Origin of the sequence: Streptomyces sp. NPDC102437 (genome assembly GCF_044765565.1) — a bacterium.
Classification (GTDB): domain Bacteria; phylum Actinomycetota; class Actinomycetes; order Streptomycetales; family Streptomycetaceae; genus Streptomyces.
This window is the reverse complement of sequence record NZ_JBIWKI010000001.1, coordinates 517,077-537,217: the sequence shown is the minus strand read 5'-3', so window position 1 is coordinate 537,217 and position 20,141 is coordinate 517,077. Positions and strand designations below refer to the sequence as shown.

18 protein-coding genes and 2 pseudogenes are annotated in these 20,141 nt (G+C 70.7%); 8 read left to right on the top strand and 12 right to left on the bottom strand.

The window, feature by feature from the left end:
* Window positions 1-55 precede the first annotated feature (55 nt).
* Window positions 56-1,072, top strand: a complete 1,017-nt coding sequence (locus tag ACIRJP_RS02370; RefSeq protein WP_404167310.1) for a DUF4419 domain-containing protein — start codon at window positions 56-58, stop codon at window positions 1,070-1,072.
* 92 nt (window positions 1,073-1,164) lie between these two features.
* Here the strand turns inward: ACIRJP_RS02370 and ACIRJP_RS02365 are convergent, their stop codons facing one another.
* Window positions 1,165-3,072 (bottom strand): ATP-binding cassette domain-containing protein, encoded by a 1,908-nt coding sequence (locus ACIRJP_RS02365; RefSeq protein WP_404167308.1) that lies wholly within the window; start codon window positions 3,070-3,072, stop codon window positions 1,165-1,167.
* A gap of 280 nt (window positions 3,073-3,352) precedes the next feature.
* Complete coding sequence (locus tag ACIRJP_RS02360; RefSeq protein WP_404167306.1) at window positions 3,353-4,021, bottom strand: hypothetical protein; 669 nt, start codon at window positions 4,019-4,021, stop codon at window positions 3,353-3,355.
* Window positions 4,022-4,031: 10 nt separating this feature from the next.
* Between ACIRJP_RS02360 and ACIRJP_RS02355 the strand changes: the two genes are divergently transcribed.
* Window positions 4,032-4,550 (top strand): helix-turn-helix domain-containing protein, encoded by a 519-nt coding sequence (locus tag ACIRJP_RS02355; protein WP_404167304.1) that lies wholly within the window; start codon window positions 4,032-4,034, stop codon window positions 4,548-4,550.
* A gap of 468 nt (window positions 4,551-5,018) precedes the next feature.
* The gene (locus ACIRJP_RS02350; protein WP_404167643.1) at window positions 5,019-5,807 is read left to right on the top strand and encodes an SDR family oxidoreductase; all 789 of its coding nucleotides are present in this window, start codon (window positions 5,019-5,021) and stop codon (window positions 5,805-5,807) included.
* Window positions 5,808-5,877: 70 nt separating this feature from the next.
* Here the strand turns inward: ACIRJP_RS02350 and ACIRJP_RS02345 are convergent, their stop codons facing one another.
* Window positions 5,878-6,708 carry an SDR family oxidoreductase gene (locus ACIRJP_RS02345; protein WP_404167302.1) on the bottom strand — a complete coding sequence of 277 codons (831 nt, stop codon included), beginning with the start codon at window positions 6,706-6,708 and terminating at the stop codon, window positions 5,878-5,880.
* A 155-nt stretch (window positions 6,709-6,863) separates the two neighbouring features.
* Here ACIRJP_RS02345 and ACIRJP_RS02340 point away from each other — a divergent pair, with 155 nt between their 5' ends.
* Together ACIRJP_RS02340 and ACIRJP_RS02335 are read left to right on the top strand one after the other, a co-directional pair.
* Window positions 6,864-7,487, top strand: coding sequence for a TetR family transcriptional regulator (locus ACIRJP_RS02340; RefSeq protein WP_404167300.1), 624 nt, complete (start codon window positions 6,864-6,866; stop codon window positions 7,485-7,487).
* A gap of 66 nt (window positions 7,488-7,553) precedes the next feature.
* On the top strand, window positions 7,554-9,161 hold the full coding sequence (locus tag ACIRJP_RS02335; protein ID WP_404167298.1) for an MDR family MFS transporter: 1,608 nt from the start codon (window positions 7,554-7,556) through the stop codon (window positions 9,159-9,161).
* Between the two features lie 70 nt (window positions 9,162-9,231).
* Here ACIRJP_RS02335 and ACIRJP_RS02330 read toward each other — a convergent pair whose 3' ends face one another.
* Both ACIRJP_RS02330 and ACIRJP_RS02325 read right to left on the bottom strand, forming a co-directional pair.
* Window positions 9,232-10,008, bottom strand: coding sequence for a hypothetical protein (locus tag ACIRJP_RS02330; protein WP_404167296.1), 777 nt, complete (start codon window positions 10,006-10,008; stop codon window positions 9,232-9,234).
* A gap of 152 nt (window positions 10,009-10,160) precedes the next feature.
* The gene (locus ACIRJP_RS02325; RefSeq protein ID WP_404167294.1) at window positions 10,161-10,358 is read right to left on the bottom strand and encodes an alpha/beta fold hydrolase; all 198 of its coding nucleotides are present in this window, start codon (window positions 10,356-10,358) and stop codon (window positions 10,161-10,163) included.
* A 312-nt stretch (window positions 10,359-10,670) separates the two neighbouring features.
* On the opposite strand from ACIRJP_RS02325, the gene ACIRJP_RS02320 reads away from it, so the two are divergent.
* Window positions 10,671-11,171, top strand: a complete 501-nt coding sequence (locus ACIRJP_RS02320; protein WP_404167292.1) for a DUF1203 domain-containing protein — start codon at window positions 10,671-10,673, stop codon at window positions 11,169-11,171.
* A 334-nt stretch (window positions 11,172-11,505) separates the two neighbouring features.
* On the opposite strand, the gene ACIRJP_RS02315 is transcribed toward ACIRJP_RS02320, so the two are convergent.
* The 5 genes and pseudogenes from ACIRJP_RS02315 to ACIRJP_RS02295 all read right to left on the bottom strand — a co-directional run bounded on the left by ACIRJP_RS02315 (window position 11,506) and on the right by ACIRJP_RS02295 (window position 15,120).
* Complete coding sequence (locus ACIRJP_RS02315; protein ID WP_404167290.1) at window positions 11,506-11,886, bottom strand: response regulator transcription factor; 381 nt, start codon at window positions 11,884-11,886, stop codon at window positions 11,506-11,508.
* Window positions 11,887-11,915: 29 nt separating this feature from the next.
* Window positions 11,916-12,453 (bottom strand): annotated as a pseudogene (locus tag ACIRJP_RS02310) (LuxR family transcriptional regulator); the annotation flags it as partial.
* 123 nt (window positions 12,454-12,576) lie between these two features.
* Entirely contained in the window at window positions 12,577-13,326 is a 750-nt protein-coding gene (locus ACIRJP_RS02305; RefSeq protein ID WP_404167288.1) for a VOC family protein, read from the bottom strand.
* Window positions 13,327-13,685: 359 nt separating this feature from the next.
* Window positions 13,686-14,466: pseudogene (locus ACIRJP_RS02300) on the bottom strand (aminoglycoside N(3)-acetyltransferase).
* A 132-nt stretch (window positions 14,467-14,598) separates the two neighbouring features.
* Window positions 14,599-15,120 carry a CGNR zinc finger domain-containing protein gene (locus ACIRJP_RS02295; protein WP_404167286.1) on the bottom strand — a complete coding sequence of 174 codons (522 nt, stop codon included), beginning with the start codon at window positions 15,118-15,120 and terminating at the stop codon, window positions 14,599-14,601.
* A gap of 26 nt (window positions 15,121-15,146) precedes the next feature.
* On the opposite strand from ACIRJP_RS02295, the gene ACIRJP_RS02290 reads away from it, so the two are divergent.
* Window positions 15,147-15,662 carry a GNAT family N-acetyltransferase gene (locus ACIRJP_RS02290; protein WP_404167284.1) on the top strand — a complete coding sequence of 172 codons (516 nt, stop codon included), beginning with the start codon at window positions 15,147-15,149 and terminating at the stop codon, window positions 15,660-15,662.
* 59 nt (window positions 15,663-15,721) lie between these two features.
* Window positions 15,722-16,159, top strand: a complete 438-nt coding sequence (locus ACIRJP_RS02285; protein WP_404167282.1) for a GNAT family N-acetyltransferase — start codon at window positions 15,722-15,724, stop codon at window positions 16,157-16,159.
* Between the two features lie 54 nt (window positions 16,160-16,213).
* On the opposite strand, the gene ACIRJP_RS02280 is transcribed toward ACIRJP_RS02285, so the two are convergent.
* Together ACIRJP_RS02280 and ACIRJP_RS02275 are read right to left on the bottom strand one after the other, a co-directional pair.
* Window positions 16,214-19,030, bottom strand: a complete 2,817-nt coding sequence (locus ACIRJP_RS02280; RefSeq protein WP_404167280.1) for a hypothetical protein — start codon at window positions 19,028-19,030, stop codon at window positions 16,214-16,216.
* A complete protein-coding gene (locus tag ACIRJP_RS02275; protein ID WP_404167278.1) occupies window positions 19,027-20,139 on the bottom strand; it encodes an AAA family ATPase in 1,113 nt (370 codons plus the stop codon). The genes ACIRJP_RS02280 and ACIRJP_RS02275 overlap by 4 nt, the downstream gene beginning before the upstream one ends.
* Window positions 20,140-20,141 lie beyond the last annotated feature (2 nt).

The following is a 20,141-nucleotide window of genomic DNA, read 5'->3' as shown; positions in this document are numbered from 1 at the left end:
CCGCCGCAGCCGGCCGGTGCTGCTGAAGAATGCTGCTGGGGACCGGAGGATCGGGATGGCTGTCGAGATGGACCTGCCGCTCGGCGAGATCGCCGGTGCTGGTGCCGATTCCGATGACCATGCCGCCCGGCTCGCTGCCGAGCTCACCGAGCTGGGGAACGAACGCTTCCTCCGTGCGGCGCTGCCCGGTACGGCACGCTTCCACCACCGCAGCACCGACCGGCTCGTCGGTTGGCCGACGACCGCCCCGGAGGCCGGCGAACCCACCTCCAGTCTCCTCCTGCGCGCCATCCATCTGTGCTTCACGGCTCACTTGCCCCTGAGCCTGTCCCCCGACCTGCTCTGGTACGCCGTCGTGCACGAGACGGCCGTGCACATCCGCCTCAACTCCCTGGCGTACGAGGGAGTGTTCACCGAAACACCGGGGAAACAGCAGCTCATCACCGTTCGCGACGACCTGGCGGCGCTTGACTGGGAGCGCTCGACCAACCTGGTGCAGCAGCCGCTGCGGGCCCGGATCGGCGACGACGTGGCCGATCTGTTCCAGCCCACGTTCTCCACCACCACTCCTGGTGACGCCACGGCCGCGCTGGTGGCGCTGATGGACGTGGTCAGCCCGTACTACCGCTTCCAGTGGGTCTCGCTCTGCGGAATCCCCAGGATCAGACTGGAGGGCTCGGGCCGGGACTGGCGGCTTCTGGCCGCCCGCGTACGTGAACTGGAAGGGTGGTTCGAGGGCCTGCGGCCGTGGTTCCAGGCCCTGCATCCCGTGCTGGACGCGATCTGCGCGACGGCCTCGGGGTGGGGAGCGGACCGGGAGTTCTGGCGTTCGCTGTACAAGTGGGAGTCGGCGTCCGGCGGCGATCGTGTGACGGGCTGGATCACCACCTTCTTCGCCCACCGGTACACCGACGACGGCCCCGTTCCCAAGAAGTCGTTCGGCGCGGGGGCCACTGTGGAGGAGGACTTTCCCTCACATCTCTCGCGCGTCCCGTTCCGCTGGGAGACGCCGGCCGGCGACCTCCGGATGGCCTTTCTGGGGGGGCGTTCTCGGTATCGACCGCGACGGTGAGTGGGTCCGCCCCCTGCTCGGTCATGCGGTGGTGGAACTGACCGCGGATCACGCGGATTGATCCGGCGTACGGTTCGCTGCCGGGCGGCCGGTCAGCGGTCCTGCGACAGCTCAAGGAGTTCGGCGAAGGTGCCTGCCGCGTGGACCAGGTCCTCGTACCGGCCCTGTTCGGTGATGCGGCCGTGCTCCATCACGACGATGTGGTCGGCGATCTTGGTGTTCTCCAGCCGGTGGGTGACCACGACCGTGATGCGGTCGCCTGCAATGGCCTTGATCCGCTCGAAGATGCCGTGCTCACCACGCGGGTCCATCTGCGAGGTGGGCTCGTCCAGGATCAGCAGCGAGGGCCGACGGTACAGCGCGCGGGAACAGGCCAGCCGCTGCCACTGTCCGCCGGACAGCTCCGCGCCGCCGAAGAGCTCGCGGGCGAGGAGGGTGTCCAGACGCTCCGGCAGTTCCTCGACCGCCGCACGCATTCCGACCGCGTCGACCGCCTCCCACACGGGTCCGTCGTCGGTCGTGCGGGGCTGGCCGAGGGTGATGTTCTCCCGCACCCGCAGCGGCCACTGGGCGAAGATCTGCGGGACCAGCCCCGTGCGGCACCAGACGGAGGCCGGGTCGACCTCGGCGAGATCCGCTCCGTTCCAGGTCACTCTGCCCTTGTCGGGCAGGTTGATTCCGGTGAGCAGCCGGGTCAAGGTCGACTTCCCCGAGCCGTTCGTGCCGACGATCGCGACGATCTGGCCGCGCCGCAGTGTCAGGGAGACGCCCGCGACGGCCGGTTTCTCCTTCCCCGGGTACTGATAGACGACTTCGTCGAGCCGGATCTCGTCGACCGGACCGGTGACGGCGCGATCCCCTCGCCTGGGCGCCCGCGCGGCGGCGGCGTCGAGGAATGCCTGCATGTCGCCGAGGTAGAGGCTGGTGTGGAAGACCGCGGCTCCGTTGATGACGACCTGCGACAGGGAAGCCAGCGTGGTCTGCACGGCCAGGACCGCGGTCGCGGCGATCGCGAGCCCGATCCGACCGGTCACGGCCAGCCAGGCCAGCACGGCCCAGGTGAGCACGAGGAACGCACCGCCGGCCAGTGAGGAGAGCAGTGCGATGCGCAGGGTGCGCGGGGCGGCGGCCAGGGTCCGCCGGTCGCACCGTTCGGACAGTGACCGGTACCAGAACAGCAGGTAGTCGGTCATTCCGTTGGCGCGTACCTCGTCACCGTACTTGGGCGTGGTGGACCACCAGCGCATCATGCCCCGCACGTTGCGGTCGGCGACGTTGGCGTAGTGGATCTCGTAGTCCACGCGCGCGGACAGGACGGCTCCGATCCCGGCGGGCAGGACGGCGAGGAGCAGAAGCGGCAGCATCACCGGGTTCAGTACGGACAGGACGCCGCCGGCCGTGACCATGCGAATCAGGGCGGAGATGAGCCTCTGGGCATCGGTGACCATCACCTGGGTGCGCAGCACGCCCATCTCCGCGGCCTCCTGACGGTCGGCGAAGCCGTGTTCCGAGTAGGCCGCGGCCTCGACCCGGCAGACCGCCTCGACCAGGGCGGTGTCCGTCTCGGTGGTCAGCCTCGGGGTGATGCGCCGCTCGGCGTACGTGGCCGTCGCGCCCGCCGCTCGGGCGAGGGCGGCCGCGACGGCCACGAGAAGGAGCGCCGGCAGGGCGTCGCGCAGCCGTTCGGCCACGGCGCCGGTCCCGAGGACGGGTTTCATCGCCCGTGCCGTCGCCGTGAGAAGGACGGCCGCGGACAGGCCCGTCAGCAATTGGCACCCGATCAGCAGCCGCACCGCATTGCGGTCGGTACGCCACGACAGCCGGGCGATCCGGTGCAGGACCGTAGGGATCTGCCCGCACATCTTCCGGAAGGAGACCTCGGCGAGCGGGTTGACCGCGTACTGCCCGCTGTAGCTGAACTCCGCCGGAGGCGGTGGCGGCAGTTGCGGTGGCGGCATTGGCGTCGTGAGCTGATGCTTTCCTGTCTCGGTCGAGGTCAAGTGAGCCTCCTGGTAGGTCGCTTGGGCATGTCACGGAGCTCAACGACCGGGCCGGACCATTCGAACACATGTATTTGAGCCGAGGTGGATTCCGTACGGCAGAGCGAGAAACGGAGCGTGCGGGATGCACCGACCGTTGCCGGGTACGGGGGCGGCTCGGAACGTCGTTGGCCGAAACGCCGACGGGCCCCGCGAGAGCCCGGGATCAAAAGCCGAGCCAGGTCGCTCGCGGACTCAGCCGCCCCACTCCCGGCCGGGCGCCGTAAGCATCGCCCCGCGGTCACCCACCGAGGCCGCACCTCTTCCCCACTCCGCCGCAGTGGACGACACTCGTCCCAAGATCACAGCACTCTGCGACGGGGGAGATCGGAGTGGGTACATGCGGGGTCTCGTGCTGCGACTTGCCGGGCTCAACGCCGGGGCGGAGAGCGCCATGCAGCTCTTCGGCTTCTTCGACACCCTCGTCGAGCAGCGGCTCGGCCTCGCCGGGGTACTGGGGATGGCGGCCCGGGTCGCCGAGTGTCCGGTAGGACTGTCCGGGCCCGGTTGCGACGGCCTGGCGGCCGGGCCGGACGGCAGTACCCGGCCGGGCGAGTCTCCCCCGGGCGCGGCCGTACGGGAGCTGCGCGGCGGGCAGTACGCCTGGCTGGCACGCGAGGGTGGACCGCAACCCTTCGACGAGCTGCTCCTGGAGCGGCTGGCGCTGGCCTGCGACACCGTGCTGAGCCGTCGCGGCAGCGAGGCCGTACCGCTCGACCCGGCGCTGTTGGAGACCGTCATCAGCTCCACCGCGCCGCTGCCCGAGCGGGCGCGCGCACTGCGACTGCTGGGTTTCGCGCCCTCGGGCCCACTCACCGTCCTGGCCGTCGACGGCGGGCGGGGCCCGCAGGGAATGGCACCGGTCCTCGAACGGCTCCCTCCCGCCCCGGCGGGGCGCCGCCACGGCCACGCTCGGCTCGGTGCACGCGGTGGCCGTGGTGGGTCCGCTGCCCGAGCGGCTGCTCGCCCCGGCGGGCTTCCGGATCGGGGTCGGTCCCGAGGTCACCGCGACCGAGGCGCCGCGCTCCTGGGAGGGGGCGGTGCGGGCGCTACGGTTCGCGGGGACGTCGCGCTCGGATGTGGGGCCGGCCCCGGTCGCGGAGGAGCCCGCGATCTACCACTCCTCGCTCGGCGTCTTCGAGGTGCTGGCGAGGGAGCTGTCCGGCCCGGCCATCGCCGGCATAGGCGACCTGGACGTCCTGGACGCGCTCGCGGCGGAGCCGGGCAGCGGCACGGAGATGCTGACCACGCTCGAGGTCCTGGTGCAGGCGGGTTCGCTGCGCGCGGCGGCGCGGGAGTTGCACCTGCACCACAACTCGGTGGAGGTTCGGGTCGCGCGGGCGGAGACGGCGCTCGGATACGGTCCGGGCGAGACGGTCGGCCGTTTCCGGCTGGCGCTTGCCCTGACCCTGCGGCGCCTGCGGGACAACCCGGCATAGCGCGATTGCGGTCACGGAGCCGGTGGCGCGGGCCGGACGCGTGACGGGTGGGGCGAAGGACGTTGCCGAATGGGCGGGGCCCCTCTCCCCCGCCCGCCCCACGAGCCCCGCCCCGCCGGACAAGTCGCGCCCTCTCCCCCGCCCGCCTGACGAGTCGCGCACTTGTCCCCTCCGCCCGCCGGGCGCAAGCCGCCAACCGGCGCGGACGGGGGCGGATCGCGCGCCACCCGGCTCATGACCCGGTCGGGCCCGCGGACACAGACTGGCGACGTCAGCAGCGGTTCTCCCGGGCGGTCCTGTTCCGTCCGGTGCCGCTCCGTGTCGTCCGCCGGAGGCCACCGTGCCCCTTCCCCTGCCCGTCGATCCCGAACTCGCCCCCTGGCTGGCCCTGCTGCCCGCCCTGGATGTCGGTGACGCCGCCGCCGCGCGGGCCACCGTCGAGGCGATGGGTGCCGCCGCGCCGACGACCTGGGAACGGAGACGGACGGCACCGGGAGCGAGGACTCGGGCCCGGCGGCGCAGGTCGTCGAGGAGATCCGGGCGGCGGGCGGGACGGCGGTCGCGAGCACCGTGGACGCGAGCGGTATCGAGGGGACGCAGTCCCTGATCGATCTCGCGTGCGCCGAGTTCGGCTCCGTCGACGGGATCGTGGCGAACGCCGGGATCTACCGGCCCGGGCTGCACTTCACCGACATCGACGAGGCGCTGCTGGAGCGGATGACGGCCATTCACTCCCTCGGCGCCTGGCGTCTGGTACGGGCCGCCTGGCCCCGCTTCACGGAGAGCGGACGGGGCCGGGTCGTCCTGGTCACCTCGGCGGCCGGCCTGTACGGGATGGCCGGGAACGCGGCGTACTCCCTGCTCAAGGCAGGGATCGTGGGGCTGACGCGGACGCTGGCCGACTATGGCGCCCGCCACGGTATCCGTGTCAACGCGGTGGCTCCGGTGGCCTGGTCGCGGATGTCGGCGGCGACCGAGGGCGTGCCGGCGGAGGTGCTGGAGCGGCTGCGGGAGCAGGCGCCGCCCGAGGCGGTCGCGCCGGTGGTGGCCGCGCTCCTCGCGGATGACGTACCGGTCACGGGCGAGGTGCTGAGCGCGGGGCGCGGCCGTGTGGGGCGGGTGCTGACGGGTGAGACCCCGGGCATCCGCTCGGCGGACGGCGGACCGCTGCTCGCCCAGGACCTCCCCGAGCGGCTCGACGAACTGCTCTCTGTGGACGGGGTCGTGTACCCGGCCTCGGCGCACGAGACCCCCTGAGCGGAGTTCCTTCAGGGGCGCCCCGCGGGCGGCGGGGACGCCCTCCGGTGGACGCCCCCGTCCATCTGCCTCAAGCCGCCGCGGCGAGGAACCGGCGGGCACCGCGCAGCGTCGTTTGCAGCCTCCGCCGGGTGGTACGGCTGTCGAGGCGGATGTCGAGTCCCCCGGGAAGTGCGCTTTCGGACCGCAGACCCGCAGGCAGGCGGGAGGCGTCGAGCCCGTCGCGCCGGGCGATGAGGATGCCGAGCTCGTGACGGCTCACGGCGTCGGTTCCCGCCAGATGGTGAACACCCTTCGAGTCGTTGTAGGCGAGTTCCAGCAGGGCGGCGGCCAGGTCGGTGACATGCACCGGGCATCGGATGTCGTCGGTGAAAAGGACTCCGTCGCGGGTCCCGGCCGCGAGGCCGTGCACCGCGCGTACGTGCTCGGAGCGTCGGCCGTCGCCGATGATCAGTGAGGTACGGGCAATGACGGCATCGGCGTGCAGGAGGCGGACGCCCGTCTCCGCCGCTGCTTTCGCCGCACCGTAGGGAGTAAGAGGGTCGGGGAGGCAGGATTCGTCGTAGTGGACACGGTTGCCGGAGAAGACCGCGTCGCTCGAAACGTGGATCAGGCGACTGCCGTACTTCGCCGCGGTCATTGCCAGCCGGACAGGGCCCTCCGCCGTGACCGCCCAGTCGGATCTGCTGCTCGTCGCGTTGATGATCACGCGCGGTCCCACCTCGGCCACGACCGCTTCGACACGATCGGGGGCGCGCAGGTCGAGGGCGTGCCAGGTGGCCTCCGCGGTGCCGCCGGGGCCGGTCGCGAAGGTCGCGGCCGTCGTGTGCCCCGCCGCCACCGCCCGGCGGACCAGCTCGGCACCCAGGAAGCCACTGCCGCCGATGACCAGGAGTGTCATGACGCGACACAGTAGAGGATCATTCGGTAGGCCGTGGCCACCGGAGTTTCGCCGTAGCACCCCGATTCCGCCCGCTCGCGGGCACCACAGGGCCGGGTCTGCGAACACCCGAGAATAATTTTGCGCAGCACGCAAACTTGCATAGCATGCACTCCATGAGTGCCGACCATGCCGACAGCGCCGACGACACGGCCCTCGGGCTGCGCGAGCGCAAGAAGCGCGCTACACGCAACGCACTCGCGGACGCGGCGCTGCGCATGGCCGCGGACCGCGGGATCGAGAACATGACCGTGGAAGCGGTCACCGATGCGGTCGGCGTCTCCGTGCGCACCTTCTTCAACTACTTCCCATGCCTCGAAGACGCGATCACCCGCCCCGACCACGACAACGCCGAGCGGACCCGTCGCGCGGTGCTCAACGCACCGGAGGGACTCACGGCACTCAACGCCCTGCGCGAGGCGGTCGGCCAGGAGCTCGCCCATATCGAGGAGGACCACGAACGCTGGGAGCTCCAGATGGCCGTGCTCAGGAAGAGTCCTGCGCTGCTGTCCGGATTCCTGGCCGCCCGGGGCGCGGACGAACGCGCGCTGGTCGCAGCCGTGGCCGAGCGCCTCGGCCGGGACCCCGATACCGATCTCCGCCCCCGGCTGCTCGCGCTCGCGACGATCGCAGCCGTGCGCGCCTCCGTCGAGTTCTGGGTGGCCTCCGGCCGTACCCGCACGTTCCAGAGCATCTATCGCGAGGCGTTCGCCTCGCTGGCCGCCGGTCTGAACGACTGAGGCACATCCGAAGGCCCCGCCCGGGGCCGTTCGACCGAGAAATCAGAGAATGAGGAACGCCAGCCGATGAGCGCTGCCGTCACACCCGAAGCCGGCACGGCCGGTGCGCCCGAGGGGGCCGCACCAGCCATGACGCGTCGTCAGATACTCCAGGCCATGTCGGGCCTGATGGCCGGCATGTTCGTGGCCATCCTGGCCTCCACCGTGGTCTCCAACGCCCTTCCCCGCATCATCGCCGACCTGCACGGCACCCAGTCCTCGTACACCTGGGTGGTCACCGCGGAGCTTCTGGCGATGACGGCGACCGTTCCGATCTGGGGCAAGCTGTCCGACCTCTACGACAAGAAGCTGCTCATCCAGCTGTCCCTCTCGATGTTCATCGTCGGCTCGCTGGTCGCCGGCTTCTCGCACAGCGTCGGCCTGCTCATCGTGAGCCGTGTGGTGCAGGGCATCGGCGCGGGCGGCCTCACGGCGCTCGCCCAGGTCGTGATGGCGGCGATCATCCCGCCGCGTGAACTCGGCCGCTACTCCGGCATCTTCGGTGCCGTGTTCGCCGTCGGCACCGTCGCGGGACCGCTGATCGGTGGTGTGCTCGTGGACACCTCCTGGCTGGGGTGGCGCTGGTGCTTCTTCATCGGCGTGCCGTTCGCGCTGCTCGCGATCGCGCTGCTCCAACTGACCCTGAAGCTGCCCACGGTCCGCCGGGAAGTGAAGATCGACTATCTCGGTGCCGTCCTCATCATGAGCGGGGTCAGCTCCCTGCTGCTGTGGGTGACCCTCGCGGGCAACCGGTTCGACTGGGCGTCGTGGCAGACCGCCGCCCTGGTCACCGCCGGTGTGATCCTGCTGGCCGCCGCGGTGGTGGTCGAGTCCAGGGTCCAGGAACCGATCATCCCGCTGGACATCTTCCGCAACCGCACCGTGACGCTGACGACCGTGGCGAGCCTGCTGGTGGGCGTGGCCATGTTCGGTGGCACGGTGTTCCTCTCCCAGTACTTCCAGATCTCGCTCGGCAAGACGCCGACCGTCGCCGGTCTGATGAGCCTGCCGATGATCCTCGGTCTGATGATCTCCACAACGGTCGCCGGGCAGATAATCTCCGCCCGGGGCAAGTGGAAGGGCTTCCTGATCGCGGGCGGCATCATCATGACCGCGGGCATGGGCCTGCTGTCCACGATCAGCGCGGACTCCTCGTTCGGGCTGCTCAGTGTGTACATGGTGGTGCTCGGCGTGGGCGTCGGCATGCTGATGCAGAACCTGGTGCTTGCGGCCCAGAACGACGTGCCCGCGTCGGAGCTGGGTGCAGCGACCTCGGTGCTGTCGTTCTTCCGCAGCCTCGGTGGGGCGATCGGCACGAGCGCGCTGGGCGCCGTGCTCAGCCACCGGGTGGCGAGCGAGATGGCGAAGGGCTTCGGCGGGGCTGCGGACAACGGGGGCGCCGGACACGGCGTTCCCGACCTCTCCACGCTTCCGGAACCGGCCCGGCAGATCGTCGAGCACGCGTACGGGGTCGCGACCGCGGATGTCTTCCTGATCGGAGCGCCCTTCGCGTTCCTCGCCCTGATCGCGGTGCTGTTCATCAAGGAGAAGCCGCTCAAGACGCAGAGCGGCATGGAACGGCTCGCGCAGGAGAACGCCGCCGGCGGGAAGTCGCCGGCCGCCCCGGCGCACTGACCCCAGCGGGGCAATGAGACCAACGGCCACACCGATCAGCCGATCGGTGTGGCCGTTGGTCTCCGCGGGGTCAGCGGGCGGGAGGAGCGGGCCAGGCGCCAGGTTGCGCCGGGCGGTTCGGTCTCTTCCCGGCCGAGCGGTTGCTGATGAGCGCCTGCCGGATCTGCGCGGCGGTCGCCCGTGCGTGCTCCGAGGTGGAGATCGCCTCGGCGGTGGCGGGGACGAAGCGGTGGGCCGGTCGGCGGCAGTACGGGCAGGGCGCTCCGTCGGCGAGGAGATAGCCGTCCTCGCAGACCCGGTTCGAGCAGTTGGTGGGACTTACGAGGGCCTCGGCGATCTCCTGGGGTGCCCAGCGCCGGCGGTTCTCCTCGTCGCGTTCGTGGATCGCGTGGGACCAGCGGTTGCTCCAGCGCCTTTCGATCCGGTCGAGGAGCTGGGCGGCCGTCCGGAGCTTGAGCTCCTCGTACAGGATGTCGTGCAGGGTGCGCGGGACGCGGTGCCCGAGTGCCTGGAGCAGTGGCTGGGGAAAGCCCTGCATGATGAAGCGGATCGGGTCGCTGCCTGGGCTCTGCTTCCACTGCTGGCAGTTGCAGATTCCCCCGTCGGGCAGCGGCTTGTGGCAGCGGGTGCACAGGCCGCGGCAGTCCACGCAGATCCCGTCGTTCAGCCCGTCCAGATGCGGCGCGGGGGCCCGGCCGCATTCGCGGCAGCAGGCCGCGCACAGCCCGCACAACCGCTCGTTGCCCTGCTGAGTCGTCCAGTTCCGCTGCTGGCAGCGGCAGCACAGACTGGTGTTGCAGTAGTCGCTGTGCTCGCCGTTGTGCCGGCCGAGGGGAGCGAAGGACATGGTGCTTCCTCTCTTCGTGCCCGCGCACGGTCTTGCTCCGTACAGCGTAAGGGCTCTCCCTTGCTCCCCGGCGGACAAGGCCCGAACCGGACGGCACGGCTCGCAGGAAGTCCTCGTGGCCGCATCGGCGGAAGCCCGCCGGCCTCTCGCTCTCAGCCGTTCGTCTCCTCCCCTTTCATGAACCGGCGCAGTTCGTGGGCGAGCGCCGACGGGTTGTCCATGGGGACCAGCGTTCCGGCCCCGGGGATCTCGACGTATCGCCCTCGCGGCAGCAGTTCGGCCAGGCGTCGGCCGGTCTCGGGCGGCATCATCCGGTCCTCCGCGCCCCAGCGGATCGTCGCTGCCGCCACCGAACTCTTCCGGCACCAGGGCTATGCGGCGACCGGCAGGCGCTGGGGTCCACCGAACAGTGCCGGGCCGCCCCGTGACGGCCCGGCCCCGGAAGCGCTGATCGCAGCGCTCGTTGTGTCGTCGAGGCTGTCCCGATGGTCTACGAGTGGAGCCCGGTCCGCGGCGACTGAGCGCCTGCGGCACGCGGACGGCTCGGCACCGCGCGACGACCGCACGCACCCGGGCGGCCTCTCCCCGACGAAGTCGGAACGTGGCAGGGCGACGTCCGATTTCCGCCAGCTCCGGTGCGGACGTCCGCGGATGCTGGAGCCATGACCACGACTTACGAGGTGCGGGCCATCGACTCCGCCGTGCTGAAGCGACTGCGGGAACGGGACGACGCCGGTCGGACCCGGACTCCCCTCACCGATCCGGAGGGCGGTGCCCCGCTGCGCTGCTGTCTGCGCCACAGCGAGGCGGCTGAGCGCATCATGCTCGTCTCCTACGCGCCATTGCGTCGCTGGGGGGCGGAGACGGGTGCCGATCCCGGCCCGTACGACGAGTGCGGTCCGGTCTTCGTCCACGCCGAGGAGTGCGGCGGACCGGCTTCCGGCTCCGGCTATCCGGCCGAGCTGCACGGTGCTCGCCGGGTACTGCGGGCCTACGACGGCCGGGGGCACATCCTCGGCGGGCGACTGATCGAGATCCCCAAGGAGCGGGCCGCCGAGGTGGACGACGCACTGCACGAGGTCTTCGCCGATCCGACAGTGGCCCTCGTTCACGTCCGCGCGGTGGAATTCGGCTGTTTCATGGTCGAGGCGCGCCGCCGGTAGCCGAGGTGGGGCAGGTCCGGGTTGCGGCGGCCGGACTCATGCGCCTGCACCGCCGACAGCGCGCACACGCCCCCGGGGCCGCCGGGGAGATGGGAGCACTCGGGTCTGCGACAGCCTCGTCCACCAACGCTGCGCAGTGACTCCACCTCCCCGGCGGCACGCCAAGCCTGCCCCACCCCACAGTGCCGCGACGCGCGTTGAACCGCAGGTCAGTCACGTATCTGTGCCGTCGGACCCGTCTCACCCCGTTGGCGTCGGCAAACGTACCGGTGGCGGAACGGGTATACGTACGGCTGCGGGGCAGCCGGGGCGGGGCGCCGCCACGGGACAGCCCTCAGGGGCTCAGCACGGACTCGATCTCCGTGCGCGAATCGATCGCGAGCTTGGTGAGAATGCGCTCGACATGTGTGTCCGCGGTGCGCTTGGAGGTCACGAGCTGCTCGGCGACCTCCCGGTTGGACAGCCCGCTCGCGAGCAGCGTGGCGACTTCCCGTTCGCGTGGGGTGAGTACATCGGCCGGCGTGGACCCCTGCCGGCTGCGGGGCAGGCGCCCCGCGGTGAGCGGGCTGTCGGTGTCCGCCCGTACCGCGTGCAGGATCTCGGTGCCCGACAGCCGCGCCCCCGCGCCGTGCCAGCGTTCGTACTCCATGTCTCCCAGCACTTCCCGCACGGAGTTACGGGTCGCCTCCTGCTGGTCCAGCAAGGACGCCAGCATGGCCACGGGGTCGCCGCTGAGCCGCCGCGCGCGGCTCGCCGCGTGAACAGTTCCACGGCGTCGTCCACGCCCAGCGGGGCGCTCGGCATCGTCCGCTCGTCGGCCACATCAAGGGGCTGCCGACTGGTGGCCGGTACGCACACCTCGGCGGCCTCGCGCAGCAGGACGTGACAGAGAACGGCGCAGGCGTCAACCATGGGCTCGCAGGTGTCGAGCACGATGAGCAGCTGCTGTCCCTTGAGATGGGCGACGACCGCGTCCAGGGGTTCCATGCCGGCCTGGTCCGGGACGCCCAGCACGCTGGCCAGCGTCGCGGGTACCGGTTCGGGGTCGGACAGGGCCGACAGTTCGGCCAGCCACACCCCGTCCGGGAACCGTTCCCGCAGGCCCTCCGCCGCGCACGGAGCGGTGGGGCTCTTGCCGACACCGCCGGGGCCCACCATGGTGACGAGCCGTACCTCGTGGAAGGCCTCCTGGATCAGCGACACCTCCTCGGCACGTCCGACGACACTGGTCCGCTCGGCGGGGGGGTTGCCCGCTGCGCCGCTGCCCGAAGCCGAATGCCATGGCGTCCCCCAGGCGGGGGCCGGTGACCCGGCAAGGGAATTCGGGCCCACCGGACCGCAGTTCAGCGGGTGGTTGCCCCGGTGGACGGACCGAGGCTGTGCATGGTGGGTGCGAGAGCTGCTGTCAGGGGCCGGAAACGGTGAAGAGCGCGCCGTCCGGGTCGCGGATGACGAAGGCGTCCTTCGACGGGTCGTCGAGTGCCGGAACCAATGACGACTCACCGCCGGAATCGGCGGCGGCGGCTGCGGCACGTGCGCTGTCCTTGACGCGGAAGTCGACGATCCAACGGGGCCGGATCCGGGGATCCGCAGCGGCTTCGATGCCTCCGCCGCGAAGGGTGGCAACGGTTCGCCCGTCGAGCTTGACGAGAACGTGGTCCTGCGCGTATTCGACCGTGCAGCCACCGGGCGGTTCGGCCCAGTCGAAGATCCCCGCGTAGAAGATCGCCGCCTCGAAGGCGTGGCGAGTCTGCAGGTCCAGCCGCGCGGGAGCGCTGCCCTGCCCCACCGACCAGGCAAGGGCGGTGCCCTCCCAGAGGCCGAAGACGGCCCCGTCCCGGTCGGCGGCGATCGCCGCTCGGCCATCAGCCAGTTTCACCGGTCCGACGGCGAGTGTGGCGCCACGCTCCCTGACCCGGTCCGCGGCATCGTCCGCGTCGTCCACGGCAAAGTACGGGGTCCAGACGGCGGGCGGACTGGCGGCGGGGCCGCAACATCCGATCCCGGCCACGGGGCAGCTGTGCGCCAGGGCCACGGAGAAGTTGCTGCCGAGGCCGCTGGCCACGAAATCCCAGCCCATGACGTCGGCGTAGAAAGCCTGGGTGGCATGCAGATCGTGAGTCATCAGGCTGACCCAGCAGGGAGCGCCGTTCACGTGCCTGATCCTTCCGAGGGCCGGCATTCGATGCTCCTTCGGGTCTCTCGTCGCTGCTGATGTCCCACGGACAGCGCCTCGAACCGTGTGAACAACTCGTCCACGTCGGCCTGGCCTCGCCGTGGGTTCCGCGATCGATCGCCTCCCATACCGAGAGCTCGGCGGTGCCTTCGTCACCGAACGTCGTACGGGGTTGGCCGGTCGGTGACGGACGGGCTGGGATCGGCAGGCCGAGTTCGTGATCTAACGGTGTACCTCAGACCGCTCCACCGCACCTCAGCGCACCCGCGCCCGCGCCCGATCCCGCACCGCCGACGGTGCGGGAACCCGGCGCGGGCCGGCGGTCGCCGTGGATCCGATCACTCCGCGGACGGGCCCGGACGGTGCTCGGGCAGCCAGCCCTCGGCGTACGCGACGGCCTCGGCCAGGCCGAACAACCGGGCCTGCGCACCGCCCACCGCGCCCCGTACGACCGGGCGTTCCTCCTCGAAGGCCGCACCCAGCTCATCGAAGCGGTCCGAAGTGAACGAGGTGTCACGCACGGTTGCCCATGCCCGGCCCTGCGGAGTCATGACGGCGAAGGAGTTGTCCACCTGCGACGAGGGGACCCGGTACTCGGCGAGGTGGAATGCCGTGCAGGAATCGAAGCCCGCACCCAGGAGAAGGACCCGCGCCCCGGCTTCTTCCAGCCGGGCGAGGGGGCTGTGCTCGCCAAGCCGGCAGTCGAGTGCGTGGGCGTACACGATCGCTGATGCGCGCGGGCCCACGGCCGCGAAGGAGGTCTGCGGAGGACGACTGCGCAGAGCGCGCGGCCAGTTGCGTACGGTCTCCGGGATGATGCCGACGCCGAGGGCGGGAGTGGTCCGGGCGTCGAAGGCCGGCATCGAGGCGCGGATGTCCGCCCACCACGCCTCGGGCACGGGCGGGTTCTGCCAGAAGGCCGGATCCGAATTGTCGCCGGAGTGGGGTGGGCACCACCAGGGTCCCGCTGTCGCCGAGAGCGTCGAGCAGCGCCATGACGACGGTGCCGGGACCGCCGCAGACCCAGCCGAGCGAGCTGAGCGAGGAGTGCAGGAGGACCTCACCGGCGCGCAGGCCCATTGCGCGGAAGTCGGAGGCGAGCGAATCACGGGTACACATGGGGCCGGAGGGAGGCTTGAGGCATGAGCAGCCAGTGCCCAGGCGCCGATCGGCTCGGGCCACTGCTTTTCGGAGCGGGTGGACCAGCCTGCGTGGGGGTCGGGACGGTGACTACCAGGGCCGTCCTTCGGGTCAGTGTGCGGTTCGCGCGCGGTGTCGGCGTACCGCGTCGCGGTTGGCGCACCGCCGGGAGCAGTAGCGCTGCCGCCCGGTGCGGGAGGTGTCGGCAAAGACCACGGCGCACTCTGCGACGGCGCACCGCCAGAGCCGCCGCATGCCCCGCCCCGCCAGGTGCAGCGCGGTGCCGACGGAGATCAGGGAGAACAGCAGCGAGCCGAGCGTCTGCCGGTCGTCCCGGTAGTGCAGGTGCCAGCCGTCCTCGGCGTGGTCGGTCAGCCTCGGGTAGGCGGCGGCTGCCGCGAGCATCCGGTTGAGCAACTCGGCGCGCTCGTGTTCCTCTTCGGCATCGACGACCTTCTCCCAGGCGTCCAGCACTTCATGGGTGCGGTCGAGATCCTGTGGCGTGACCGCAAGCTCCACCACCAGGCCGGCGGCGCGGCAGCGGTCCGCGAGTTCCTCGGAGCTCGCGGGGCGCCGGTTGGCCAGATCCGCCGCCAGCTTCACGACATCCTCGCCGTAAGGGTTGAGGTGCATAAGAGCATTACATCAGTGTGGTCGACATGAGCCAACACACTGAGAACCACACAGCTGTACGGCAGGCGATGGAGGGCGACATCGCGGAACTCGTACGCCTGCGGGCGGTGCTGTTCGACGACCTCGGCGGCAGTTTCTTCGACCCCGCGTCGGGAGGCGACGACTGGCTGCAAGCCCTGGCCGTGGTGCTCAAGGAGCAGTTGTCCGCAGACGCGGGCGCCGCCTCCGGTACCGACGCCGTACGCAACCTTGTCGTGGACGGCGGGAGCGGCCTCGCCGCCTGTGGCATCGGCACGATCGAGCAACGACTGCCCGGCCCACACCTGCGCAACGGGCGGATCGGGCAGGTGATCGGCGTGGTCACCGACCCGGGGTACCGGCGGCTCGGGCACAGCCGCTCGATCATGCGGGGACTGCTCGACTGGTTCCGGGAGAGGGATGTCGCCCGGGTCGACCTGTACGCCTCCCCCGAGGGCGAGCCCCTCTATCGTGAGCTCGGCTTCACCAACCACCCCGACCCGTCGCTGTACTGGCGTCCGTGACCACACGACGCCGACGCCCTCCCGCCCTGTTCGCGGGACTTGTCGGTAGGGTCACGAAAATGAGCGTCGAGGTGGAAGTCGTCCGTGGGGCGACCGATGAAGTGGTGGAGGCGATCGCTCGCCTGCTGCCGCAGCTTTCGAGTACTGCCGGTGTGCCCGACCGGGACTCGGTGGCCGCGTTGTTGCGCAGTGACGCCAATACCCTGCTGGTGGCCAGGGTCGAGGGCCGAGTCGTCGGCATGCTGACTCTGATCCTGTTTCCGTTGCCGACGGGCCTGCGGGGCCGCATCGAGGATGTCGTGGTCGACGGGGCGGCGCGGGGTCACGGAGTGGGCGCGGCGCTGACGGAGGAGGCACTGCGCCTGGCCGAGGTGGCCGGTGCCCGGACGGTCGATCTCACCTCGCGTCCATCCCGCCAGGCAGCGAATCGGCTGTACGAGCGTCTGGGGTTCAAGGCCCGCGATTCCCAGGTCCACCGGTTCGTCGTGCGGTCATAGACTCGACCGCACGGCTGTGCTGCTCGGCAAGGTCGAGCAGCACAGCCGTATGCGTCACGCTCCGGCCAGCAGCGCTTCCAGCGCGGTGGCCGTCTCCGGATGGCGACCGGTCAGCGCCGCACCTGCCGGGCGGTCGGTCTCCGCCGTCTCCCACGTGCCTTCGCAGCCCAGCAGGCTCGCCACCGCGTCACACGTCGCGGGGTGCGCGGCAAGCAGTGTGCAGCCATGGATGCCTTCCGGGCCGGCTGCCGGAAGCACGGCTGCGGGCTCCGGCTGTGCCAGCCACGGCGGCACCCATGCGTCCAGTGCTGCGAGCCGGCCGGGGAAGGTCCGCCCCGCTTCACGGATCAGCAGCGGAGCCAGCTCCGAGCCGCCGGATCGCAGAGTGGTGATCAGGGTCGGCAGCCATGGCAGGAGCACCGGATCCGGCAGCCGTGCGAACGCGTTCGATACTGCCTCCACCACGAAGTCCGTGAGGCCCGGGACGGGCTCCAGGGCCTGTACCAAGCCGCTGAGGTAGCGCGGATAGGCGGGCACCACCAAGGGGTTGCCCAGCAGTTCGTCGCACTTCGCCCGAAGGTCCGCGCGGGAGAGGTGCCCGAGCTGCACCTGGGCCGACCACAGCAGTGCCGTCTTGGACGGCTCCTCGGGATGCGACTGGGCCACGGCCAGTTCCAGCTGGGTCCGGTCGCAGCCCAGCGACAGCGCCAGGCTCTCCATGCTGAACAGGAAGCCCAGCGTGGCGGCCACCTGGCGGACAGTGGCGTCCTCGTCGGTGAACGCCGTCGGCAGCAGGGTGCAGTAGTGGGCGTATCCCGTCTTGGCGAAGGATTCGATCCAGGACGGCAGCACCGGTTCGCTGGTGCGGTAGTACGCCAGCAGACGCCGCACCCGGCGCAGTACCTCCGGTGCGCCGTCGACGCTGCGTTCGGCCGAGAGCACCTCCAGGGCGTGTGTGCCCAGTTCGTCGGCGAGGCGGCGGCTGCGCAGGTACAGCGTCGCGTCCTCGACGGCTTCCAGGACGGTCGCGGTGGTGGCTCGCCGGTCGTACGCCGTGCGGCGCAGTCGCTGCTCCAGTACCTGCTCGATGCTGACGCCCTCGTAGCCGAGCTCGATGAGCGCACGCTGGTAGGTGCCGAGCGCGAGATCCCACGATTCCTGGATCGGCCGCTCCCCCAGTTTCCGTTCGCCCATGATCGGGCGGGCGGCGCCCTGCGGCAGCAGGTGGCGCAGCATCCACAACGCGTCGGAGCAGCGCTCCAGTTCCGGCTGGGAGGCGATGTCCAGCAGTGCCCGTTGCACACCGGTCTGCTGGAGCTTCAGCCCCAGGGGCGCGAGCCGGTCGTGCACGTCGCGGGCCAGGGGCGGCAGCGCCTCGTAGCCGACCTGGCCGACCCGGTCGCCGCCCATCATGATTTCCACGAGGCGCCGCACATCGCGCCGGCCGGGCACGGTGTCCTTCTCGATGCAGGTGACGGCCGCGTCCTGGAAGTCGTACGGGGTGGGCTTGGCCCGGTCGCGCATTCCGGCCAGCAGGATCGACGTCTCGAACACCGCGATGGCGTCGGCGGTGGAGGCGAGGTAGCCGTTGCGGCGCGCGGCGCGCACGATCTCGACCGACCAGCCGAGCAGTTCCGCCTCGTCGAGCCGGTCCAGTGCGGGCGGCCGCTGCAGAAATCCGGTCAGCTTGTCCGAGGGCGGGATCGCCTCCGCGGGCCCCACCGCCGCCGGGGCCACGGCCTTCTTCGCCTTGGCCCTCGACTTCTTCGCGCCCGCCTGCCCGGCCAGGCGGAAGGGCTCCACGCGGGTACGCCGGACGTTCTTCGCCCATACGGTCGCGGCGATCGACACCGATCCCGCGGCGAGGCCGAACTGCGCCTCGATCGCCGCGTGGCTGGACGGGATCAGGCCGTGCTGCCACGTGGTGGCACTGGGCGGGCTGATCTCGAAGGTGTCCGTGCCGTGGACGCCGAACTCGGCGACGCGGCTGGCCGCGTGGAAGGCGCCGCACACGTAGAGGCAGTCCGCGGGGTCGGTGCCGGTCGCGGCCAGGTGTTCGCGCATCCTGGTCCACATGTAGCGTTCGCGGTCCTCGTCCACCCGGAGCCGGTGGGAGTCGCCGGGTGCCAGTCGCCGGAAGAGGCTTCCGATCAGGAGCATGACCTGGCGGTAGGTGTCGTGGTCGCTGTCGCCGAGCGGCAGCTCGACGTACTGGTGCCACCACTCCGACCAGTGCCGCACCTTGCCGTGGTGCAGCAGGTGCTCCTCCAGTTCGGCGAAGCGCGGTCTCAGGTCTCCGATCTCCACGCCGACCGCGTCACCGTGCAGTGCGGCTTCCTCCTCGGCGGGAGCCGCGTCCGGGCCGGCCGGCCCGGCGGACTCCGTCGCACGTGCGTCCCACTGGAAGACGTGGTCCGAGGAGCGGTCAACGAGGACCAGTTCCACGCCCGGGGTGTCCAGGGCGTAGGCGATCGCCTGGTACTCGGCGGAGGCCTCGGTGATCGGTGCGACCACCGAGAGCGGGGACCACTCGACCGGGAATCCGTCGACCTCGGTCGCGAACGACTGGACCGCCACCGGGAGCTTGCAGTTGCGCAGCTCCGTCAGCAGTGGCGCCATGTCCTCGCACAGTTCGAGGTAGACCACCTTCGGCTGCTTCTCCCGCAGGCGACGGGCCATCGCGATCGCCGAGGCGGGTGAGTGATGACAGACGGGGAAGATCTCGAGCGGCTCGCGGACCGCGTGGTCGACGTCGTCGACGATGCCCAGGAGGATGCCCTCCAGCGCGTCCGGTCCGTCGGCGAACGTGGCTGCGGCCTCCTGCAGCTGAGCCCGCAGTCCTTCGAACGTCCCCTCGTGGGTGCTGGTCATGACAGGGTGGCGATCGCGTCGCGGCCGCCCTCCAGGAACTCCGGCCAGGATCCGCCCTCTTCCTTGCTGCGCGGTTCGACGACACCGTGCAGGTACTTGTTGAGAATGGCCAGGTCCTCGGGCTCGCGCCGGGCCAGCGATCCGACGAGCGAGGAGGCCAGCGTGCGGGCGGTGAGAGCGCGCTCGCCGAAGAAGTTGCTGTGCAGCACCGCGTCCTCCAGCACACCGATCTGTTCCGCGGTGGACAGTGCGGACTCCAGTTTCTCGTCGTCGCTGCCGGCCGCGGCCGCCGAGGCACGGAGGTCGGCGAAGCTCTGCAGCAGCACGTCGAGCAGGGTCGGCGGCACTTCCAGCTCGATCTGGTGACGGCGCAGCAGTTCCTCGGTGCGGAAGCGGACGATCTCCACCTCGCTCTTCTTGTTCGTCACCACCGGGATGCGGACGAAGTTGAAGCGTCGCTTGAGCGCCGAGGACAGGTCGTTGACCCCTCGGTCGCGGCTGTTCGCGGTGGCGATGACCGAGAAGCCGGGCTTGGCGAAGACGATGCTGTCGCTGTCGAGTTCGGGTACCGAGATGTACTTCTCGGACAGGATCGAGATCAGCGCGTCCTGCACGTCGCTGGTGGAACGGGTGAGTTCCTCGAATCGGCCGATCGCGCCGGATTCCATCGCGGTCATGATCGGCGAGGGGATCATCGATTCCCTCGACTGGCCCTTGGCGATGACCATGGACACGTTCCAGGAGTATTTGATGTGGTCCTCGGTGGTGCCGGCTGTGCCCTGCACTACCAGTGTGGAATTGCGGCAGATCGCGGCGGACAGCAGCTCGGCCAGCCAGCTCTTGCCCGTGCCGGGGTCACCTATGAGCAGCAGGCCGCGGTCGGAGGCCAGTGTGACGATGGAACGCTCGACGAAACTGCGATCGCCGTACCACTTCTGCGAGATCTCCCGGTCCAGGCCGTCGGACCGCTCGGAGCCCAGGACGAACAGGCGGACCATCTTCGGGGACAGCCGCCAGGAGAAGGGCTTGGGGTTGTCGTCGATGGACTCCAGCCACTCCAGTTCCTCGGCGTACTTGATCTCGGCGGGGGCGCGCAACAGGTCGGACATGA